The sequence below is a fragment of the Xylanibacillus composti genome, from assembly GCF_018403685.1.
GTDB lineage: Bacteria > Bacillota > Bacilli > Paenibacillales > K13 > Xylanibacillus > Xylanibacillus composti.
The window spans coordinates 21,195-37,213 of sequence record NZ_BOVK01000045.1 but is presented as its reverse complement, the minus strand read 5'-3'; the positions used below and the strand labels follow the sequence as shown (position 1 = coordinate 37,213).

The 16,019-nt window shown below is 53.2% G+C and carries 15 protein-coding genes and 1 rRNA gene; 15 read left to right on the top strand and 1 reads right to left on the bottom strand.

Features of this window, described 5'->3' with window-relative positions; all coding sequences use genetic code 11:
• Window positions 1-4 precede the first annotated feature (4 nt).
• The 10 genes from rrf (at window position 5) to pssA (ending at window position 9,869) form a co-directional block, all read left to right on the top strand.
• Window positions 5-121, top strand: a 5S ribosomal RNA gene (gene rrf, locus XYCOK13_RS15715).
• Between the two features lie 282 nt (window positions 122-403).
• Window positions 404-763, top strand: a complete 360-nt coding sequence (locus XYCOK13_RS15710) for a CidA/LrgA family protein (RefSeq protein ID WP_213413162.1) — start codon at window positions 404-406, stop codon at window positions 761-763.
• Window positions 753-1,448 carry an LrgB family protein gene (locus XYCOK13_RS15705; RefSeq protein ID WP_213413160.1) on the top strand — a complete coding sequence of 232 codons (696 nt, stop codon included), beginning with the start codon at window positions 753-755 and terminating at the stop codon, window positions 1,446-1,448. Before XYCOK13_RS15710 ends, XYCOK13_RS15705 begins: the two co-directional genes overlap by 11 nt.
• Before the next feature lie 142 nt (window positions 1,449-1,590).
• Window positions 1,591-2,073: a CtsR family transcriptional regulator gene (locus XYCOK13_RS15700; RefSeq protein ID WP_213413158.1), complete on the top strand. Its 483-nt coding sequence runs from the start codon at window positions 1,591-1,593 to the stop codon at window positions 2,071-2,073.
• Between the two features lie 70 nt (window positions 2,074-2,143).
• The gene (gene mcsA, locus XYCOK13_RS15695) at window positions 2,144-2,662 is read left to right on the top strand and encodes a protein-arginine kinase activator protein McsA (RefSeq protein WP_213413156.1); all 519 of its coding nucleotides are present in this window, start codon (window positions 2,144-2,146) and stop codon (window positions 2,660-2,662) included.
• A gap of 68 nt (window positions 2,663-2,730) precedes the next feature.
• Window positions 2,731-3,798, top strand: coding sequence for a protein-arginine kinase McsB (gene mcsB / locus XYCOK13_RS15690; RefSeq protein ID WP_213413154.1), 1,068 nt, complete (start codon window positions 2,731-2,733; stop codon window positions 3,796-3,798).
• 144 nt (window positions 3,799-3,942) lie between these two features.
• Window positions 3,943-6,387, top strand: coding sequence for an ATP-dependent protease ATP-binding subunit ClpC (clpC, locus tag XYCOK13_RS15685; RefSeq protein ID WP_213413152.1), 2,445 nt, complete (start codon window positions 3,943-3,945; stop codon window positions 6,385-6,387).
• A 151-nt stretch (window positions 6,388-6,538) separates the two neighbouring features.
• The gene (gene radA / locus XYCOK13_RS15680) at window positions 6,539-7,960 is read left to right on the top strand and encodes a DNA repair protein RadA (RefSeq protein ID WP_213413150.1); all 1,422 of its coding nucleotides are present in this window, start codon (window positions 6,539-6,541) and stop codon (window positions 7,958-7,960) included.
• An 8-nt stretch (window positions 7,961-7,968) separates the two neighbouring features.
• Window positions 7,969-9,045 (top strand): DNA integrity scanning diadenylate cyclase DisA, encoded by a 1,077-nt coding sequence (gene disA / locus XYCOK13_RS15675; RefSeq protein ID WP_373314421.1) that lies wholly within the window; start codon window positions 7,969-7,971, stop codon window positions 9,043-9,045.
• Window positions 9,046-9,116: 71 nt separating this feature from the next.
• A complete protein-coding gene (gene pssA, locus XYCOK13_RS15670; protein WP_213413149.1) occupies window positions 9,117-9,869 on the top strand; it encodes a CDP-diacylglycerol--serine O-phosphatidyltransferase in 753 nt (250 codons plus the stop codon).
• Between the two features lie 511 nt (window positions 9,870-10,380).
• Here pssA and XYCOK13_RS15665 read toward each other — a convergent pair.
• Window positions 10,381-10,776 carry a nucleoside triphosphate pyrophosphohydrolase family protein gene (locus XYCOK13_RS15665; protein ID WP_213413148.1) on the bottom strand — a complete coding sequence of 132 codons (396 nt, stop codon included), beginning with the start codon at window positions 10,774-10,776 and terminating at the stop codon, window positions 10,381-10,383.
• Between the two features lie 162 nt (window positions 10,777-10,938).
• Between XYCOK13_RS15665 and XYCOK13_RS15660 the strand changes: the two genes are divergently transcribed.
• From XYCOK13_RS15660 to cysE, 5 genes are all read left to right on the top strand, one after another.
• On the top strand, window positions 10,939-12,000 hold the full coding sequence (locus XYCOK13_RS15660) for a PIN/TRAM domain-containing protein (RefSeq protein WP_213413147.1): 1,062 nt from the start codon (window positions 10,939-10,941) through the stop codon (window positions 11,998-12,000).
• A gap of 157 nt (window positions 12,001-12,157) precedes the next feature.
• Window positions 12,158-12,919 carry a 2-C-methyl-D-erythritol 4-phosphate cytidylyltransferase gene (gene ispD, locus XYCOK13_RS15655; protein ID WP_213413146.1) on the top strand — a complete coding sequence of 254 codons (762 nt, stop codon included), beginning with the start codon at window positions 12,158-12,160 and terminating at the stop codon, window positions 12,917-12,919.
• On the top strand, window positions 12,916-13,398 hold the full coding sequence (ispF, locus tag XYCOK13_RS15650) for a 2-C-methyl-D-erythritol 2,4-cyclodiphosphate synthase (RefSeq protein WP_213413144.1): 483 nt from the start codon (window positions 12,916-12,918) through the stop codon (window positions 13,396-13,398). Before ispD ends, ispF begins: the two co-directional genes overlap by 4 nt.
• Before the next feature lie 39 nt (window positions 13,399-13,437).
• Entirely contained in the window at window positions 13,438-14,901 is a 1,464-nt protein-coding gene (gene gltX, locus XYCOK13_RS15645) for a glutamate--tRNA ligase (RefSeq protein ID WP_213413142.1), read from the top strand.
• Between the two features lie 449 nt (window positions 14,902-15,350).
• The gene (cysE, locus tag XYCOK13_RS15640; protein ID WP_373314422.1) at window positions 15,351-16,019 is read left to right on the top strand and encodes a serine O-acetyltransferase; all 669 of its coding nucleotides are present in this window, start codon (window positions 15,351-15,353) and stop codon (window positions 16,017-16,019) included.

Below are 16,019 nucleotides of genomic sequence, written 5' to 3'. Positions count from 1 at the left end.
TACGTCTGGTGGCGATGGCGGAGGGGACCCACGCGTTCCCATCCCGAACACGACCGTTAAGCCCTCCAGCGCCGATGGTACTTGGACCGAAGGGTCCTGGGAGAGTAGGACGCTGCCAGGCAACCACGAAGCGCGACTGTTTCTCGAATGAGAGGCGGTCGCGCTTTTTTTTTTGTGGTACGCACGTTTTTGTGTTATTCCTTGTATGGATCGCTGTTCATGAGATCAGACCGAACTGTCGAGATTCCCAAATGCCATCGAATATGCAGGCTTACGAGCAGGAAGTGCCCCGAGAAGCGGAAAGCGTGTATAATGGCAAGCAAACATACTCTTTCCCATTCGTTGAGGGTATGGTACAACAGAAGGACAAGCTAGTGCAGACAGAACAATGGGGGATACAAAGATGGCAGGCTTTGCGTGGTTGTTGGCATTTTGGTGTGCGGGGGAGGGAATTGTCCGGTTGTTCGATTTGCCTCTGCCCGGCAATGTGTTGGGGCTGCTCGGAATGTTGGCGGCACTGCATCTCAAGTGGTTGAAGCTGGAGTGGGTGGAGGGAGCTGCGCAATTTTTGCTTTCTCATATGATGTTGTTTTTTGCGCCGATTGTTGTTGGAACGATGGTGTTTTACCCCTTTCTGATGAAGGAATGGCTGCCAATTAGTCTCATGCTTATATTGGGGACGCTTGCTGCTATTGCTGCAGCAGGTGCAGCTGCGGAACGATTCAGCCAAGACAAGAAAGGAGAAGAGCAGCATGGGCAATGAACCATTCAGCCAATTGCCGATTTTCGGTATGGCGTTGACGATCATCATGTATGCACTCTCCTTGTGGGCAAATCGGAAATTTCCCCGAGTTCATCCGTTGTTGCTCTGTTCAGCAGGCATCATTCTGCTGTTGATTATGTTTCAAGTTCCCTACGAGCATTATGCTGTCGGCGGCGAATGGATTAAGTTCCTGCTTGGACCGGCAACGGTGGCATTGGCGGTGCCGCTCTACAAGCATTGGAAGCTGATCCGTGCGAACAGCTTGCCTATTGTTATCGCGGTGCTTGCCGGATCTTTGACGGGAGTTGGGGCGACCGTTTTGCTGCTGCGGGGACTGGGCGGATCGGAAGCAGTGATCTTGTCCGCGCTGCCGCGCATCGCAACTACGCCGATCTCTGTTGCTATTTCAACCCGACAAGGCGGAATTGCTGAATTGACGGCGGTTTTCACAGTTTTGACGGGCCTGCTGGGGAGCATGGTCAGCACGACCTTTCTCCAGCGATTGGGGATTCGCTCGGATATGGCTATCGGATTGGCGACGGGCACTGCGGCGCATGGCATCGGCACGGCTAAGGTACTTAAGGATTCGGAATTGCAGGGCGCCTACAGCAGCCTGGCAATGGGACTTACGGGAATTTGGTTGTCATTGATATCCCCTGTCCTATATGCGTTATTGGTTTCTTAACGCAGATTTATGTCCATAATAATGGAGAGAGTACTTGGCAAATGAATCAATTATGAGTATAATGAAATTAAGGTCAAAGAAAGTCAAAGTCAATTGACTATTGAAACTTAGACCATGGTTTAATGGCTGGAGGGGGCTTTTGATGCGAAACACTTCTGATATTATTGAACAATATTTGAAGCAAATTCTGCAGCAGAGTCCAGGGCAAAGCATTGAAATTCAGCGCAATGAACTGGCGGATCGTTTTCAATGTGTGCCTTCCCAAATCAATTACGTCATCAGCACTCGGTTTACTTTGGAAAAAGGATACTTGGTCGAAAGCAAGCGCGGCGGCGGCGGTTATATACGCATCCAGCGTTTGCAGCTCCCCAGGCAGGGAGAGCTGCTGGCCCATATCCGGGAATCGATCGGGAGCCAGATCGACCAGGCCAGTGCGGAAGGTTTGATTTACCAGATGACAGAAGCAAGGCTGATTAATGCTCGTGAGGCGGCTCTGTTGAAAGCTGCCGTATCTCGGGAAGCGATTGCCGTGAAGCTGCCGCTTCGCGATGAGATAAGAGCACGCATGCTGAAGTTTATGCTGATTGCACTGCTCGGGACATCGGCTGCCAGCAAGGATTCTTAGCGGAAGCACACAGGTAACCAACGCCCGCTAACTGAATGTCTAACCTATGCTTGAAGGAGGGGATGGACGGATGCTCTGTCAGGAATGCGGCAAAAGACAGGCGACGCTTCACTTCACCAAAATTGTCAATGGGGAGAAAACAGAATTTCATATTTGCGAGTCATGCGCCAGGGACAAGGGAGAGCTTATACCGGGAACACCAAACGGGTTCTCCATTCATAACTTGTTGTCAGGATTGCTGGAGTTCGAACCGACCGCAGGCAACCCGCTCAACCCGAAACCGCAGTCCGTGCGCTGCGAAACGTGCGGATTGACGTACGCGCAGTTTAGCAAGATTGGCCGCTTCGGGTGCAGTGACTGCTACAAATATTTCAATGAGCGGCTGGACCCGATGTTCAGAAGAATTCATGGCAATACCGTCCACAGCGGTAAAATTCCCAAGCGATCCGGCGGCATGATTAAGGATAAGCGGAAAATAGAGGAATTGAAGCGTGAACTGCACCGTCGCATTGAAGAGGAGAATTTCGAAGAAGCCGCATCGCTCCGAGACAAAATTCGGGAACTGGAGCGCAAAATAGCAGCGGAATAGTCCCGATCCCCTGTTGGGCTGCGGGACGACTGCGACTTATATAGAAGAGGCGAGGAGGGAACTCAGCAATGTCGCTTCGCAAATTTATGGAAGAAGCGTTGAGTGAATGGATGAAAGGACGCGGACCAGAGTCGGACATTGTCATCAGCAGCCGGATTCGGCTGGCCCGCAATATTCGCAACCATCCTTTTCCTATGCTTGCAACAAATGATCAGTCTCAGGTAGTGTTAAATAAAGCGATGCAGGTGCTGGAGGACGGCAGCCTGCAGAGCATCAGCCGTTTCGAGGCGCTTAAGCTTAGCGAGATGAGTGAGCTCGAGAAAAAAGTGCTAGTGGAAAAACATCTAATCAGCCCGAACTTGGCCAATGAATCACGCAACGGGGCTGTCTTGTTAAGCGAGAACGAAGCGGTAAGCATTATGATTAATGAGGAGGACCACCTGCGAATACAATGCCTGTATCCAGGTTTTCAGATTAAAGAAGCTTGGGAACTGGCAAATCGAATTGACGATGTGTTCGAAAGCAGACTGAACTATGCATTCGATGAACAGCGAGGCTTCATGACTAGCTGTCCGACCAATGTGGGAACAGGGATACGCGCTTCAGTCATGCTTCATCTCCCCGCATTGGTGCTGACGCAGCAAATCAACCGCATACTCTCCGCCATTACCCAGGTAGGTCTTGCCGTTCGTGGCATTTATGGCGAAGGCAGCGAGGCGGTCGGCAACCTGTTTCAGATATCCAACCAGATTACGCTGGGACAGTCGGAGGAGGAAATCATCGACAATTTGTACAAGGTCGTCAAGCAAATTATCGAACATGAGCGGGCAGCTCGTGAACGACTGATGCAGGAATCCAAAACGCGGATAGCCGATCGGGTATACCGTTCCTTCGGAATTTTATCCTATGCGACAGTTATAGATTCCAAGGAAGCGGCCCAACGCTTGAGCGATGTGCGTCTTGGCATTGACCTCGGATTGATCCGCGAGACATCCGCCAATATTCTCAACGAGTTAATGGTGATGACGCAGCCCGGATTTCTTCAGCAATATGCCGGCGCCAAGCTGACACCTGATGAGCGAGACATCCGGAGGGCGGAGATGATTCGTCAGCGTATCTCTCCCAGGGAAGCATAGGTTCGTGAATCCGGCCCACTGAAGGACCTTGGTCCGGCGCATCTGCCGGATACTATCCCGCCGCATCTGGCGCGGTCCGTCGTAATTGGTGTACACTGGTAAGACCTATACAGGATCAAAATATTTTAATGGAGGTGTATTCCCATGATGTTCGGAAGATTTACGGAAAGAGCGCAGAAAGTCCTGGCATTGGCCCAGGAAGAAGCAGTCCGTTTAGGTCATAACAATATTGGAACCGAGCATATATTGCTCGGCTTGATCAAGGAAGGCGAGGGCATTGCTGCGAAAGCGCTGATCGCCCTGGGACTTGGCCTCGAGAAAATACAAGATGAAGTGGAGACCTTAATCGGCCGGGGACAGGAACAGCCGACCAATATCGCCTATACACCGCGTGCCAAAAAAGTGATTGAACTGTCGATGGACGAAGCGCGTAAGCTCGGACATACTTACGTAGGCACGGAGCATATATTGCTTGGCTTAATTCGTGAAGGCGAAGGTGTGGCGGCACGCGTCCTGAACAATTTGGACGTCAGTCTTAACAAAGCGCGCCAGCAAGTGCTGCAATTGCTCGGCAGCAATGAAACGATGTCTTCGCATCACGGTACGCAGACAAATGCGAGCACGCCAACCTTGGACAGCCTGGCGCGTGATTTGACGGCTTACGCCAAGGAAGGAAATCTCGATCCCGTCATCGGCCGATCCAAGGAAATCGAGCGCGTTATTCAGGTGCTCAGCCGCAGAACGAAGAACAACCCCGTACTGATCGGTGAGCCGGGTGTCGGCAAGACGGCAATTGCTGAAGGGCTGGCTCAGAAGATCGTCAACAATGAGATTCCGGAAACGTTGCGCGACAAGCGAGTCATGACGCTCGATATGGGCTCCGTTGTGGCAGGAACGAAATATCGCGGGGAATTTGAAGACCGTCTGAAAAAAATCATGGACGAAATCCGTCAAGCGGGGAACATCATCCTTTTCATCGACGAGCTTCATACTTTGATCGGCGCCGGAGGCGCGGAAGGGGCGATCGACGCTTCGAACATTCTGAAGCCTTCCCTGGCTCGCGGCGAGCTGCAATGCATTGGCGCCACAACCTTGGATGAATATCGCAAGTACATCGAGAAGGATGCGGCATTGGAGCGCAGATTCCAGCCGATCACGGTAGATCAGCCGTCCACCGATGAAGCAGTCCAGATCCTGTACGGCCTTCGCGATCGCTATGAAGCACATCATCGCGTGAAAATTACCGATGAGGCAGTAGAGCAGGCTGTCAAGCTGTCCGATCGGTACATTACGGATCGGTTCCTGCCGGATAAAGCCATTGACCTGATCGATGAAGCTTGTTCCAAGGTTCGCCTGAACTCTTACACCGTTCCGCCGAATCTGAAGCAGCTGGAAAGCCGGTTGGAGGACATCCGCAAGGAGAAAGACGCTGCGGTGCAAAGTCAGGAGTTCGAGAAAGCCGCTTCTCTGCGGGATACGGAGCAGAAGCTGCGCGAAGAGCTGGAAATGACCAAAAATGAGTGGAAGGAAAAGCAGGGACGCACCGATTCCGAAGTGACGCCGGAGGATATCGCGCAAGTGGTTGCCAGCTGGACGGGTATTCCGGTGAGCAAGCTGGCTGAAGAAGAAACCGAGCGTCTGCTGAAGATGGAAGGCATTCTGCATGACCGCGTCATTGGTCAGGATGAGGCAGTGAAGGCGGTTAGCCGGGCGATCCGCCGGGCAAGAGCCGGCTTGAAGGATCCGAAGCGGCCAATGGGCTCCTTCATCTTCCTTGGCCCGACAGGCGTCGGCAAGACAGAATTGGCCCGCGCATTGGCGGAATCGCTGTTCGGCGATGAAAACAGTGTAATCCGCATTGATATGTCCGAATATATGGAGAAGCATTCAACCTCCCGCCTAGTCGGCGCTCCTCCGGGATATGTCGGTTATGAGGAAGGCGGTCAATTGACAGAGAAGGTGCGCCGCAAGCCATACTCGGTTGTCCTGCTGGATGAGATCGAAAAGGCGCATCCGGAAGTATTCAACATCCTGCTCCAGGTGCTGGAGGATGGGCGCCTGACGGACTCCAAGGGCCGCGTAGTCGATTTCCGCAATACATTGATCATTATGACATCCAATGTAGGCGCGGAAGCGATCAAGCGCAATTCCACAATGGGCTTCACCGCCGGAGATGACGCAGGCCGCGACTACAGCAACATGAAGTCCAAAGTGATGGATGAGCTGAAGAAAAACTTCCGTCCGGAGTTCCTGAACCGGATTGACGAGACAATCGTCTTCCATTCGCTTGAGGAGAAGCATATTGCGGAGATCGTGACACTTATGTCCGAGGAGCTTCGCAAGCGCTTGAAGGAGCAGGAGGTCGACTTCACATTGACCGACAGCGCCAAGGCATTCCTTGCCAAAGAGGGCTACGATCCAGCTTATGGCGCGCGTCCGCTTCGCAGAGCGATTCAGAAGCATATTGAGGACCGTCTGTCCGAAGAATTGCTGAGAGGCAATATTTCCAAGGGAGACACTCTCCTTATTGACGAACGTGACAATGAACTCGTCGTAGAGAAAGAGAAGGTCAAAACCAAGTCGAAATAAGCTTAGGATAGAGAAGCTGTCCGGGTCATGCAGATCCCGGACAGCTTCTTCGCGTTCAGCTCAGACTTCCGAGGGTTTTCACCCGTAGAACAAAATGGTAAACTGAAAGAAGCAGTGTCAAACACATGTTACGGAAGCTAGAGGAGACCCCATGGCTAAAGATAAATCGAAATTTATATGCCAGGAATGCGGATATGAATCGCCGAAATGGATGGGCAAATGCCCCGGCTGCTCCAGCTGGAATACGATGGCGGAGGAACGGGAAGCCCGCCAGCCCAAAACGGCCGGGGTACGGGGCGGATTTGTCTCCGGCAGGGAGAAGGCAGCATCGATCACCCAGATTGACAGCACCCGCGAGCCGCGTGTGCTTAGCGAGATGGCTGAGCTGAACCGTGTACTGGGCGGCGGAATTGTGCCGGGTTCGCTCATTTTGGTTGGCGGCGATCCTGGAATAGGCAAATCCACGCTGCTGCTTCAGCTCTCACACTCCTTGGCTGCCAAAGGGCAAAAGGTCCTTTACATTTCGGGGGAGGAATCAGCCAGACAGACGAAATTGCGCGCCGATCGGCTTGGCGTGCTGAGCGATTTGCTGTATGTGCTCTGCGAAACGAATATGGATTTTATCCGCGACGCGGTGGACGAAGTAGCGCCGCAGTTCCTGATTATTGATTCGATTCAAACCGTATATCAGCCAGACTTGGCATCCGCGCCCGGAAGCGTTTCGCAGGTTCGGGAATGTACCGGGGAATTTATGCGAATTGCCAAGGGCAAAGGCATCGCAACCTTTCTCGTTGGCCACGTGACCAAGGAAGGAACGATTGCCGGACCCCGAATGCTGGAACATATGGTGGATGCGGTGCTGTACTTTGAAGGCGACCGCCACCAGGCTTACCGGATTTTGCGGGCGGTGAAGAACCGTTTTGGGTCAACGAATGAAATGGGCATCTTCGAAATGCGCGAAATCGGCTTGGAGGAGGTCGCCAATCCGTCGGAGGTCTTCCTGTCGGAAAGACCGATTGGCGCTGCAGGCTCCACGGTTGTTGCCAGCATGGAAGGCACCAGACCGGTGCTGGTCGAGCTGCAAGCGCTTGTGTCGCCGACGAATTTTCCTTCGCCTAGAAGGATGGCAACAGGCATAGACTATAACCGATTGTCTCTGATTATGGCAGTATTGGAGAAACGAATAGGCTTGTTCCTGCAAACGCAGGACGCTTACGTCAATGTCGCGGGGGGCGTGAAGCTGGATGAGCCGGCTGTTGATCTGGCTGTTGCGGTCAGCGTGGCTTCGAGCTTCAAGGATCAGCCGGCAAATCCATACGATGTGATCTTCGGGGAGATCGGCTTGACCGGCGAAGTGCGCGGCGTTGCCCGAGCCGAGCAGCGCATCGCTGAGGCGAAGAAGCTGGGTTTTCATCGTGTCATTATGCCGGAGCGCAGCATGAAGGGTTGGAAAGCTCCTGCAGGTATAGAGATAATAGGGGTACGCACAGTAGCCGAAGCATTGGAAGCAGCGCTCGGCGACAGCGGTTCCCCAGCTGCGCATGTTGCGGCAGCCAGAGATAAACGGGGGTGATGGGATTGGTGAAAGAAGAAGATAATCAAGAGCTGATGAATCAATTGCTGAAGCTGGTTGCGCCGGGGACGGATTTCCGCGAAGGATTGGAAAATGTGCTGCGTGCCAAGACGGGCGGTTTGCTCGTTGTTGGCTACAGTCCAGAGGTGATGGAAATTGTTGACGGCGGCTTTTCGATCAATTGCGATTTTTCGCCGAACTATTTGTACGAGCTGGCCAAGATGGATGGAGCGATCATTTTGAGCGAGGATCTCAAACGCATCTTGTATGCCAATACTCAGCTCATCCCCGACTCTTCCATCCCTTCGATTGAGACGGGCATTCGGCACCGGACAGCGGAACGCGTTGCCAAGCAGACGGGGAAGCTTGTCGTATCGATTTCGCAAAGGCGGAATGTCATTACCTTGTATCAGGGGAATTTGCGCTATGCGCTGAAGGATATCGGTGTTATCCTGACGAAGGCGAATCAAGCCATCCAAACATTGGAGAAGTACAAAGCGGTGCTCGATCAAGCCTTTACGAACTTGAGCGCAACGGAATTTGAAGAGCTGGTTACCCTTCAAGAAGTGGCGGCAGTCATCCAGCGCGTGGAGATGGTGCTGCGCATCCGGACCGAGATCAAAAAATATATTAATGAATTAGGCACCGAAGGCCGATTAATAAGTATGCAGCTCGAAGAGCTTGTAGCGCGTATCGACGAGGAGGCTGTCCTGCTCCTGCGCGATTACGGCAGGGAGACGTCTGACGACAAGATACGCGAGATGCGTCAAAGCCTGAAACGGCTCAGCAATGAAGAAATCCTGGATTACCATAACATTATTCGTTCACTGGGCTATGCCAATACGAATACGATATTAGAAGAGCCCATTTCCCCCAGAGGCTACCGGATGCTTCACAAGATTCCGCGACTGCCTTCTGTGATCGTGCACAACATTGTGGAAAGGTTCGAATATTTGCCCCATGTGACGATGGCGACAATAGAGGAGCTGGATGAAGTTGACGGTATCGGTGAAGTCCGCGCCCGGGCCATCAAGGAAGGCCTAAAGCGCATCCAGGAGCAGGTCTTTGTTGACAGACATATCTAATTTGCATACAATCATACAATGGTTGATAAGTCGTCGGTTTTGGGGCATAGTAAACGCAGAGGTGGAACGTCATGATTGCAAAATCGCTACCTAATTTATTTACGATCGCCAACTTGTTTTTGGGCATCCTCTCGATTATCTTTGTGTTCAATGGCCTGCCCGATTATGCCGCTATTCTGGTAATTGTAGCAATGCTCACTGATGGTTTGGATGGACGGGTTGCGCGTGCGTTGAATGTACAGAGCGATTTCGGCAAGGAATTGGATTCTTTGTCTGACGTCATCTCCTTCGGAGTGGCTCCGGCCTTTATCGTGTATTCAGTTGCCTTCCAGGATCTGAATGAAGCGGCTGCCTGGATCGTGACGGCGCTCTTCCCGATTTGCGGGGCTTTGCGTCTGGCAAGATTCAACGTGGTGGCCAGTACGCCGGGATACTTCGTCGGATTGCCTATACCGGCTGCGGGCGGAGTGCTTTGCACGCTGGCATTGTTCCATGCGTCTCTTTCGCCCTACATCCTAATTGCGAGCACCGTGCTGCTGTCCTTGCTGATGGTCAGCAATATTAAGTACCCAAGCTTTAAGAAGGTAGCGATCCCCCGCTCCATGCTTTGGATTGCGCCTTTGCTGGTCATCCTTGCAGTTGGTCTGGCGATTCTATATCCGGGTCAACTGTCCAAGCTTATTTTCATTCCTCTGGTGCTATATGCCTTATATGGTCTAAAAAAAAACGTTAACGTTATCGTCCGTCGTCTGGCCCGCAGGCATCGCAGGCAGATCGAAGCTGCGCAATACCAGGAGGAGCAGCCGGCGCAAAGCGAAGGATAAGCAAAGAAGTTGTCCCAAAAGTCTTGAAAAAGACTCGGGCCAGCTTTTTCTTTGTTAGAGGACAAACAGGTAGAGCGGAAGCAATTCCTGCATGAGCAGTTGTGGCCGCAAATGCTTGTGGTTGCCAGAGCACGCCGATAAAGGAAATTCATGTCCTTATCTCAACACAAAATCGGCAAATGGACGATGTAACGGGTGTATATGGTCTTAATATGTGGGGAATATGCATGGCAAAAGTGATAGTGACCCGATAAGTCCGGTTTTTCCCGTTAACGATTTGGCAAATGGGGATGCGTGCAAGTTAAGACCCTTGATTCCCTCTATTTAAAAAGCCCTTTCAAGCATGCGCTTTCTTGTCATACAATCCGCTAGTTGGCCGTTACAGCCACTCCTCCCGATTTAGCTGCCGCGCTCCACGATAGGATGAATCCCATCCCCCTCATAAAAAAAACTGCCTGCGCCCAGAGCGCAAGCAGCCCGATTCTGCGGTTCCTGCCAAGGAGGTCATTCATCAAGAAAGATTGAACAATCCCAGCGTGGAACACTTCTTCATTTCGCGATCAATAACATCTTCCAGCTTAATATTCAGCAAATTGCACAACGAGGACATGTAAAATAGATTTTTTCCGAATTCCGCGCTCACTGCATCAAGGCACGTATCGCACAGCTGGCCCGACATATGTGTCTCCAAGGTATTCTTGGCTTCTTCGAGCGTCATTTCCGGCGCGAACTGTTGTTTCTTGCCGTTTACCTCAACGCAGCCGCATTCTGTAATGGCCTTGACGATAGAGCGATGGACGGAAGCATTCGATTGATCGTATTTGGACAAGACGTCCAAGAGACTGCGGTGACGGAGCAATAATTCGGACACTTGTTTTTGAAAATCGCTTAACTGAATCGTGCTCATCTTCTCACCTCACCGGGTTGGGGTTCCGTTAAATTACAAAACCTGATGTGTTCATTATAGCGGAAGCCCAAACTGATTTCAAAACTTTCCTGCAGCAAGATTATCTTCCGGCCAATTGGTCATACTGTTAAGGAAAAGATTGCAAGGAGGTGGATGTGCCCCATGTGGAAACGCATATATCATGGAAGTTGCTTGGCAATCGGCGCTTATGGCGGTTGGCAATTGTCCCGCATGCAGCCGGAATGGACAGAACGCTTGGCTGGCGGAGCCTATTGGCTGGCCGGAGTTGGTGCCGTGCTCTTATTGATTATTGGTATCTGGGGCGGACAAGCTCTGTTGTCGCTATGGAACCGCATGGAGATCAAGCTGGAGAATGTGCCGGGCTCGGAGCTGTTAGCCCTGTCGATCGGGGCGCTCATCGGGCTGGTGCCCGGTGCTTTGGTTATGCAGCTGTTGATGCCTCTTCCGATCATGGGTTCCGTCTTGTCCGCTTTGGTGCTTTCCGGATGCTGCGCAGTAGGTGCGCGCATTGGCTATAGCCGTCGGGAGGAATGGGCGGCGCTCATGGCAGGGCTGAGGATCAATAAGGGAAAGGACGGCGAGTACAAGGGGATCCCGGAGCATAAAATTTTGGATACAAGTGTCATTATTGATGGACGCATCGCAGATATTTGCAAGACGGGATTCGTAGAAGGCACGCTGGTCATTCCTGAATTTGTGCTGGAGGAGCTTCAGCATATCGCCGATTCATCCGATCTGCTCAAGCGCAATCGCGGCAGGCGGGGACTGGACATCCTCAACAAAATCCAAAAAGAGCTAGATGTGCGGGTTCTCATCTATGAAGGGGACTTTGAGGAAATTTCCGAGGTGGACAGCAAGCTGGTCAAGCTGGCCAAGGTGCTTCAGGGCAAGGTCGTCACGAATGATTACAATCTGAATAAAGTATGTGAGCTGCAAGGTGTAGCCGTGCTTAACATCAACGATCTGGCCAATGCGGTGAAGCCTGTCGTGCTGCCCGGGGAGGAAATTGTCGTCAGCGTCATCAAGGACGGCAAGGAACATGGGCAAGGGGTGGCCTATCTGGATGACGGCACGATGATCGTTGTCGAGAACGGCCGCGAATATATCGGAAGCACGATAGAGGTGCTCGTTACAAGCGTGCTTCAGACCTCAGCCGGCAGAATGATTTTTGCCAAGCCGAAGCTGATTGAAAGGGCGCTGTAACTCTTACGCAATCAAAGCATGAGGAAGTCCGGGCTGGAAAGCACCGGGCTTCTTTGGCGTGCCCGGGCAAGGAGGCCGGGCTTTTGCTTTGGCACGCTTATGCTATAATAGCGGAAGATGATTCGTACATAAGGCAAAGGAAGGAAAGCAGGCGAACATGGAAACAGCGGGGGCAATCATTGTAGCGGCTGGCCGCGGCAAGCGAATGGGAACTACGGAGAGCAAGCAGTTTTTACCGCTGGCTGGAAAGCCGGTGCTGGTGTATGCGCTGGAGGCATTCGAACGAACAGGGCGGTTTGAGCGGATTGTGGTGGTAACCGGCGAGGAAGACAGAGAGCGCGTATGCAAGTTGGCAGCGGGCTGCCGCTTGAAGACACCCATTATCGTGGTGGCCGGCGGCAAGGAGCGCCAGCATTCGGTCTATGCCGGGCTGCAGGCGGTGGATAGTGATTGGGTGCTGGTGCACGATGCAGCGCGACCGTTCATCGAGCCTGCGCAAATCGAACGCTGCTTGTCCGCTGCGCAGGAGAGGCAGGCGGCGGCAGTACTCGCTGTTCGGGTGAAGGATACGATCAAAGTCGCTGACGAAGCGGGGGTTATTACGCATACGCCGAATCGCGATACGCTGTGGGCGGTACAAACACCGCAGGCGTTCCGCACCGTCGAGCTGCGTGAGGCTCATGAGCATGCGGCACGTGAAGGATTTGTCGGCACGGACGATGCGATGCTGATGGAGCGTGCGGGCAAGCAGGTCCACATTGTGGAAGGCAGCTATTCGAATATCAAGCTGACTACGCCTGATGACTGGCATTGGGCTGAGGAGCATATCAGGCGTTACGCTGAGCGCGACTCGGAAATTCGTGTCGAAGAAAATGGCGCGGCGGAAACTGCCCGGCAAAGAAAGGAGACAGACGGATGATTCGGATCGGACAAGGGTTTGATGTCCATCAATTGACGGAGGGCCGCGCTTGCATCATCGGCGGCGTCGCCATTCCCCACGAGAAAGGCTTGCTCGGCCATTCAGATGCAGACGTGCTGCTGCATGCGATTACCGATGCGGTGCTCGGCGCGCTCGCGCTTGGGGATATCGGCAAGCATTTCCCTGACACGGACAAGGCCTATAAAGACGCTGACAGCTTAAAGCTGCTGAAACAGGTATGGGTGTTGGCTAAGGAGCGGGGCTATCGGCTCGGCAATGTGGATGCGACCATCATTGCGCAGCAGCCGAAAATGGGACCCCATATTCCGCAGATGCGCGAGATCATAGCAGATGCGCTGGAGGCGGAAATAGATTGCGTCAACGTGAAGGCAACGACCACCGAATGGCTCGGGTTTGTCGGCCGAGAGGAAGGAATAGCGGCCCAGGCCGTTGTCTGTCTGCAAAAAAATATGCTATGATGTGCCCATAATTTGATGGAGAAGGAAGGTAGACGTGTAATGGCAGAAGCAGCAGGCGCGGTGCGTGTACGATATGCGCCCAGCCCGACCGGTCACTTGCATATCGGCAATGCCCGGACGGCTTTGTTCAACTATTTGTTTGCGCGCAGCAAGGGCGGCGCATTCATTATTCGCATAGAGGATACCGATACGAAACGCAATGTAGAAGGCGGCGAGCAAAACCAGCTCCGGTTCCTGAAGTGGCTAGGTATGGATTGGGACGAGAGCGTAGACATCGGCGGGGAGTATGGTCCTTATCGCCAGACAGAGAGGCTGGCGCTGTACGAGAAGTATTGGCGGCAGCTGCTCGAAGAAGGAAAGGCTTATAAATGCTACTGTACGGAAGAGGAGTTGGAACGCGAGCGCGAAGAGCAAATGGCGAGGGGAGAAAACCCGATGTACTCCGGCAAATGCCGTTCGCTGACCCCGGAGCAGGAGCAAGCCTATGTGGAAGAAGGGCGCGTGCCGAGCGTACGGTTCCAAGTGCCGAAAGGACGCGTTTACACGTTTCAAGATATGGTCAAAGGCGAGGTTTCCTTTGAAGCGGAAACCAGCGGCGACTTCGTCATCGTGAAGAAGGACGGTATTCCCACTTACAATTTCGCTGTTGTCGTGGACGATCGCTTGATGGAGATTTCCCATGTGCTCAGAGGGGACGACCATATTTCCAACACGCCTCGACAGATGATGATTTATGAAGCGCTCGGCTGGACGCCTCCGACGTTCGGCCATATGACGTTGATCGTCAACGAACAGAAGAAGAAGCTCAGCAAGCGGGACGAGTCGATCATTCAATTTATCGAGCAGTATCATGATCTGGGCTACTTGCCGGAGGCGCTGTTCAACTTTATCGCGCTGCTTGGCTGGTCCCCGGAAGGCGAGGAGGAAATCTTCGACCGCGAGCAATTCGTAGCCATCTTCGATGAAAACCGCCTTTCCAAAAGTCCGGCTGTATTCGATACGAACAAACTGGCTTGGATGAACAACTATTATATGAAAAAGGCGGAGCTGTCACGTGTCGTAGAGCTTGCGCTGCCGCATCTGCAGAAAGCAGGTCGGCTTCCCGAGGCGTTGAGCGAGGAACAGCGGGCTTGGGTAGAAGAGCTGGTTGCGCTGCAGCAGGAGAAAATGGTCGCGGCATCGGATATTGTGCCGCTGTCGGACTTGTTCTTCAACGATGAGCTTGAGCTGGAGGAAGAAGCGAAGGCTGTGCTCGCCGAGGAGCAGGTGCCGGCTGTGCTGAAGCGCTTCGGGGAAGTGCTGGAGGAATTGGAGTGCTTTACAGTCGAAGCAATACAGGCTTCCATCAAGCAAGTGCAGAAGGATACAGGCTGCAAGGGCAAGCAGTTGTTTATGCCGATCCGCGCAGCGCTGACCGGACAAACCCATGGACCGGACTTGAACCGCTCGCTGTACTTGCTGGGCAAGGAGAAGCTGATCAAGCGTCTGGCGGCATGGCGGTAAAGCGCGGCGGCAGGCGTTCGTTCATGCTGCGCCGCTAGAGCAGAACTGCATTGCCATCTGTACGGAATTGGGCTATGATAAAACTAGAAAAGGCGCGGAACAGGAAAGTAGGGCTGCGAACGGGGATGCCAGAGAGGGCGGACGGATGAGATGCCGGCTGGAAGCCGCCTATCCCCGAACAGGCCGAAGTGCACCTGGGAGCCGCATGGCCGAAGCCGCTTGCATTCGTGTATGCTTGAGCCCGTAGGTTATGCCGGTTGGCCCCGTTACAGGCCGCAGGAGATGAATCGTCAGCTGCCGCATCGGCAGTTCCAGATTCAAGCAGAGTGGAACCGCGTATCAACGCCTCTGCAGCTTAGGCTGCCGGGGCGTTTTTTAACAATAGAGAAGAATAGATAAAAGAAGCGGAGCTGGAAGAGGAGAAGGAGGGAGAAGCCGTGTTGCAAGGCATGCGTGAAGACATCCGCACCGTATTCGAGAACGATCCGGCGGCGCGGAGCATTCCGGAGGTGTTATTTACGTATTCGGGCTTGCATGCACTATGGGCCCATCGTGTAGCGCATTGGTTCTATCGCAAGCGGAGGTTCGGGATTGCGAGACTGGTGTCGCAAATCAGTCGATTCTTTACCGGGATCGAGATACACCCGGGGGCGCGCATCGGCAGACGGTTCTTCATCGATCACGGAATGGGCGTGGTCATTGGCGAGACATGCGAAATCGGCGACGATGTGGTCCTGTACCAGGGGGTAACGCTTGGCGGCACCGGGAAGGAGAAGGGGAAGCGTCACCCTACTATTGGAAACAACGTGGTGGTCGGATCAGGTGCGAAGGTGCTTGGCTCGTTCACGGTAGGCGATTATGCGCGAATCGGCTCCAACGCTGTCGTGCTGAAGGAGGTGCCCCCGCACAGCACCGTAGTGGGCAACCCGGGACGGATTGTAAAGGTGAACGGCAAGCGCGTCGACAAGCTGGATCACGGCAACTTGCCAGACCCGGTAATCGACATTTGCAGCCAGCTCCAGCGGCAAATTGACATGCTGAAAGCGGAGCTGCAGGGATTGGCTGCAGAGAAAGACAAATTGCTGAAGGAAAAAGTGAAGGATGGAGGATCAGTCTAA

Bases quoted from the DNA above. Each gene is read 5' to 3' on its own strand.
- XYCOK13_RS15665 (WP_213413148.1), bottom strand. From the start codon at position 10,776: ATGAGCACGATTCAGTTAAGCGATTTTCAAAAACAAGTGTCCGAATTA.
- clpC (WP_213413152.1), top strand. From the start codon at position 3,943: ATGATGTTCGGAAGATTTACGGAAAGAGCGCAGAAAGTCCTGGCATTG.
- XYCOK13_RS15705 (WP_213413160.1), top strand. From the start codon at position 753: ATGGGCAATGAACCATTCAGCCAATTGCCGATTTTCGGTATGGCGTTG.
- XYCOK13_RS15710 (WP_213413162.1), top strand. From the start codon at position 404: ATGGCAGGCTTTGCGTGGTTGTTGGCATTTTGGTGTGCGGGGGAGGGA.
- radA (WP_213413150.1), top strand. From the start codon at position 6,539: ATGGCTAAAGATAAATCGAAATTTATATGCCAGGAATGCGGATATGAA.
- gltX (WP_213413142.1), top strand. From the start codon at position 13,438: ATGGCAGAAGCAGCAGGCGCGGTGCGTGTACGATATGCGCCCAGCCCG.
- ispD (WP_213413146.1), top strand. From the start codon at position 12,158: ATGGAAACAGCGGGGGCAATCATTGTAGCGGCTGGCCGCGGCAAGCGA.
- XYCOK13_RS15700 (WP_213413158.1), top strand. From the start codon at position 1,591: ATGCGAAACACTTCTGATATTATTGAACAATATTTGAAGCAAATTCTG.
- mcsB (WP_213413154.1), top strand. From the start codon at position 2,731: ATGTCGCTTCGCAAATTTATGGAAGAAGCGTTGAGTGAATGGATGAAA.
- cysE (WP_373314422.1), top strand. From the start codon at position 15,351: ATGCGTGAAGACATCCGCACCGTATTCGAGAACGATCCGGCGGCGCGG.
- pssA (WP_213413149.1), top strand. From the start codon at position 9,117: ATGATTGCAAAATCGCTACCTAATTTATTTACGATCGCCAACTTGTTT.
- ispF (WP_213413144.1), top strand. From the start codon at position 12,916: ATGATTCGGATCGGACAAGGGTTTGATGTCCATCAATTGACGGAGGGC.
- XYCOK13_RS15660 (WP_213413147.1), top strand. From the start codon at position 10,939: ATGTGGAAACGCATATATCATGGAAGTTGCTTGGCAATCGGCGCTTAT.
- mcsA (WP_213413156.1), top strand. From the start codon at position 2,144: ATGCTCTGTCAGGAATGCGGCAAAAGACAGGCGACGCTTCACTTCACC.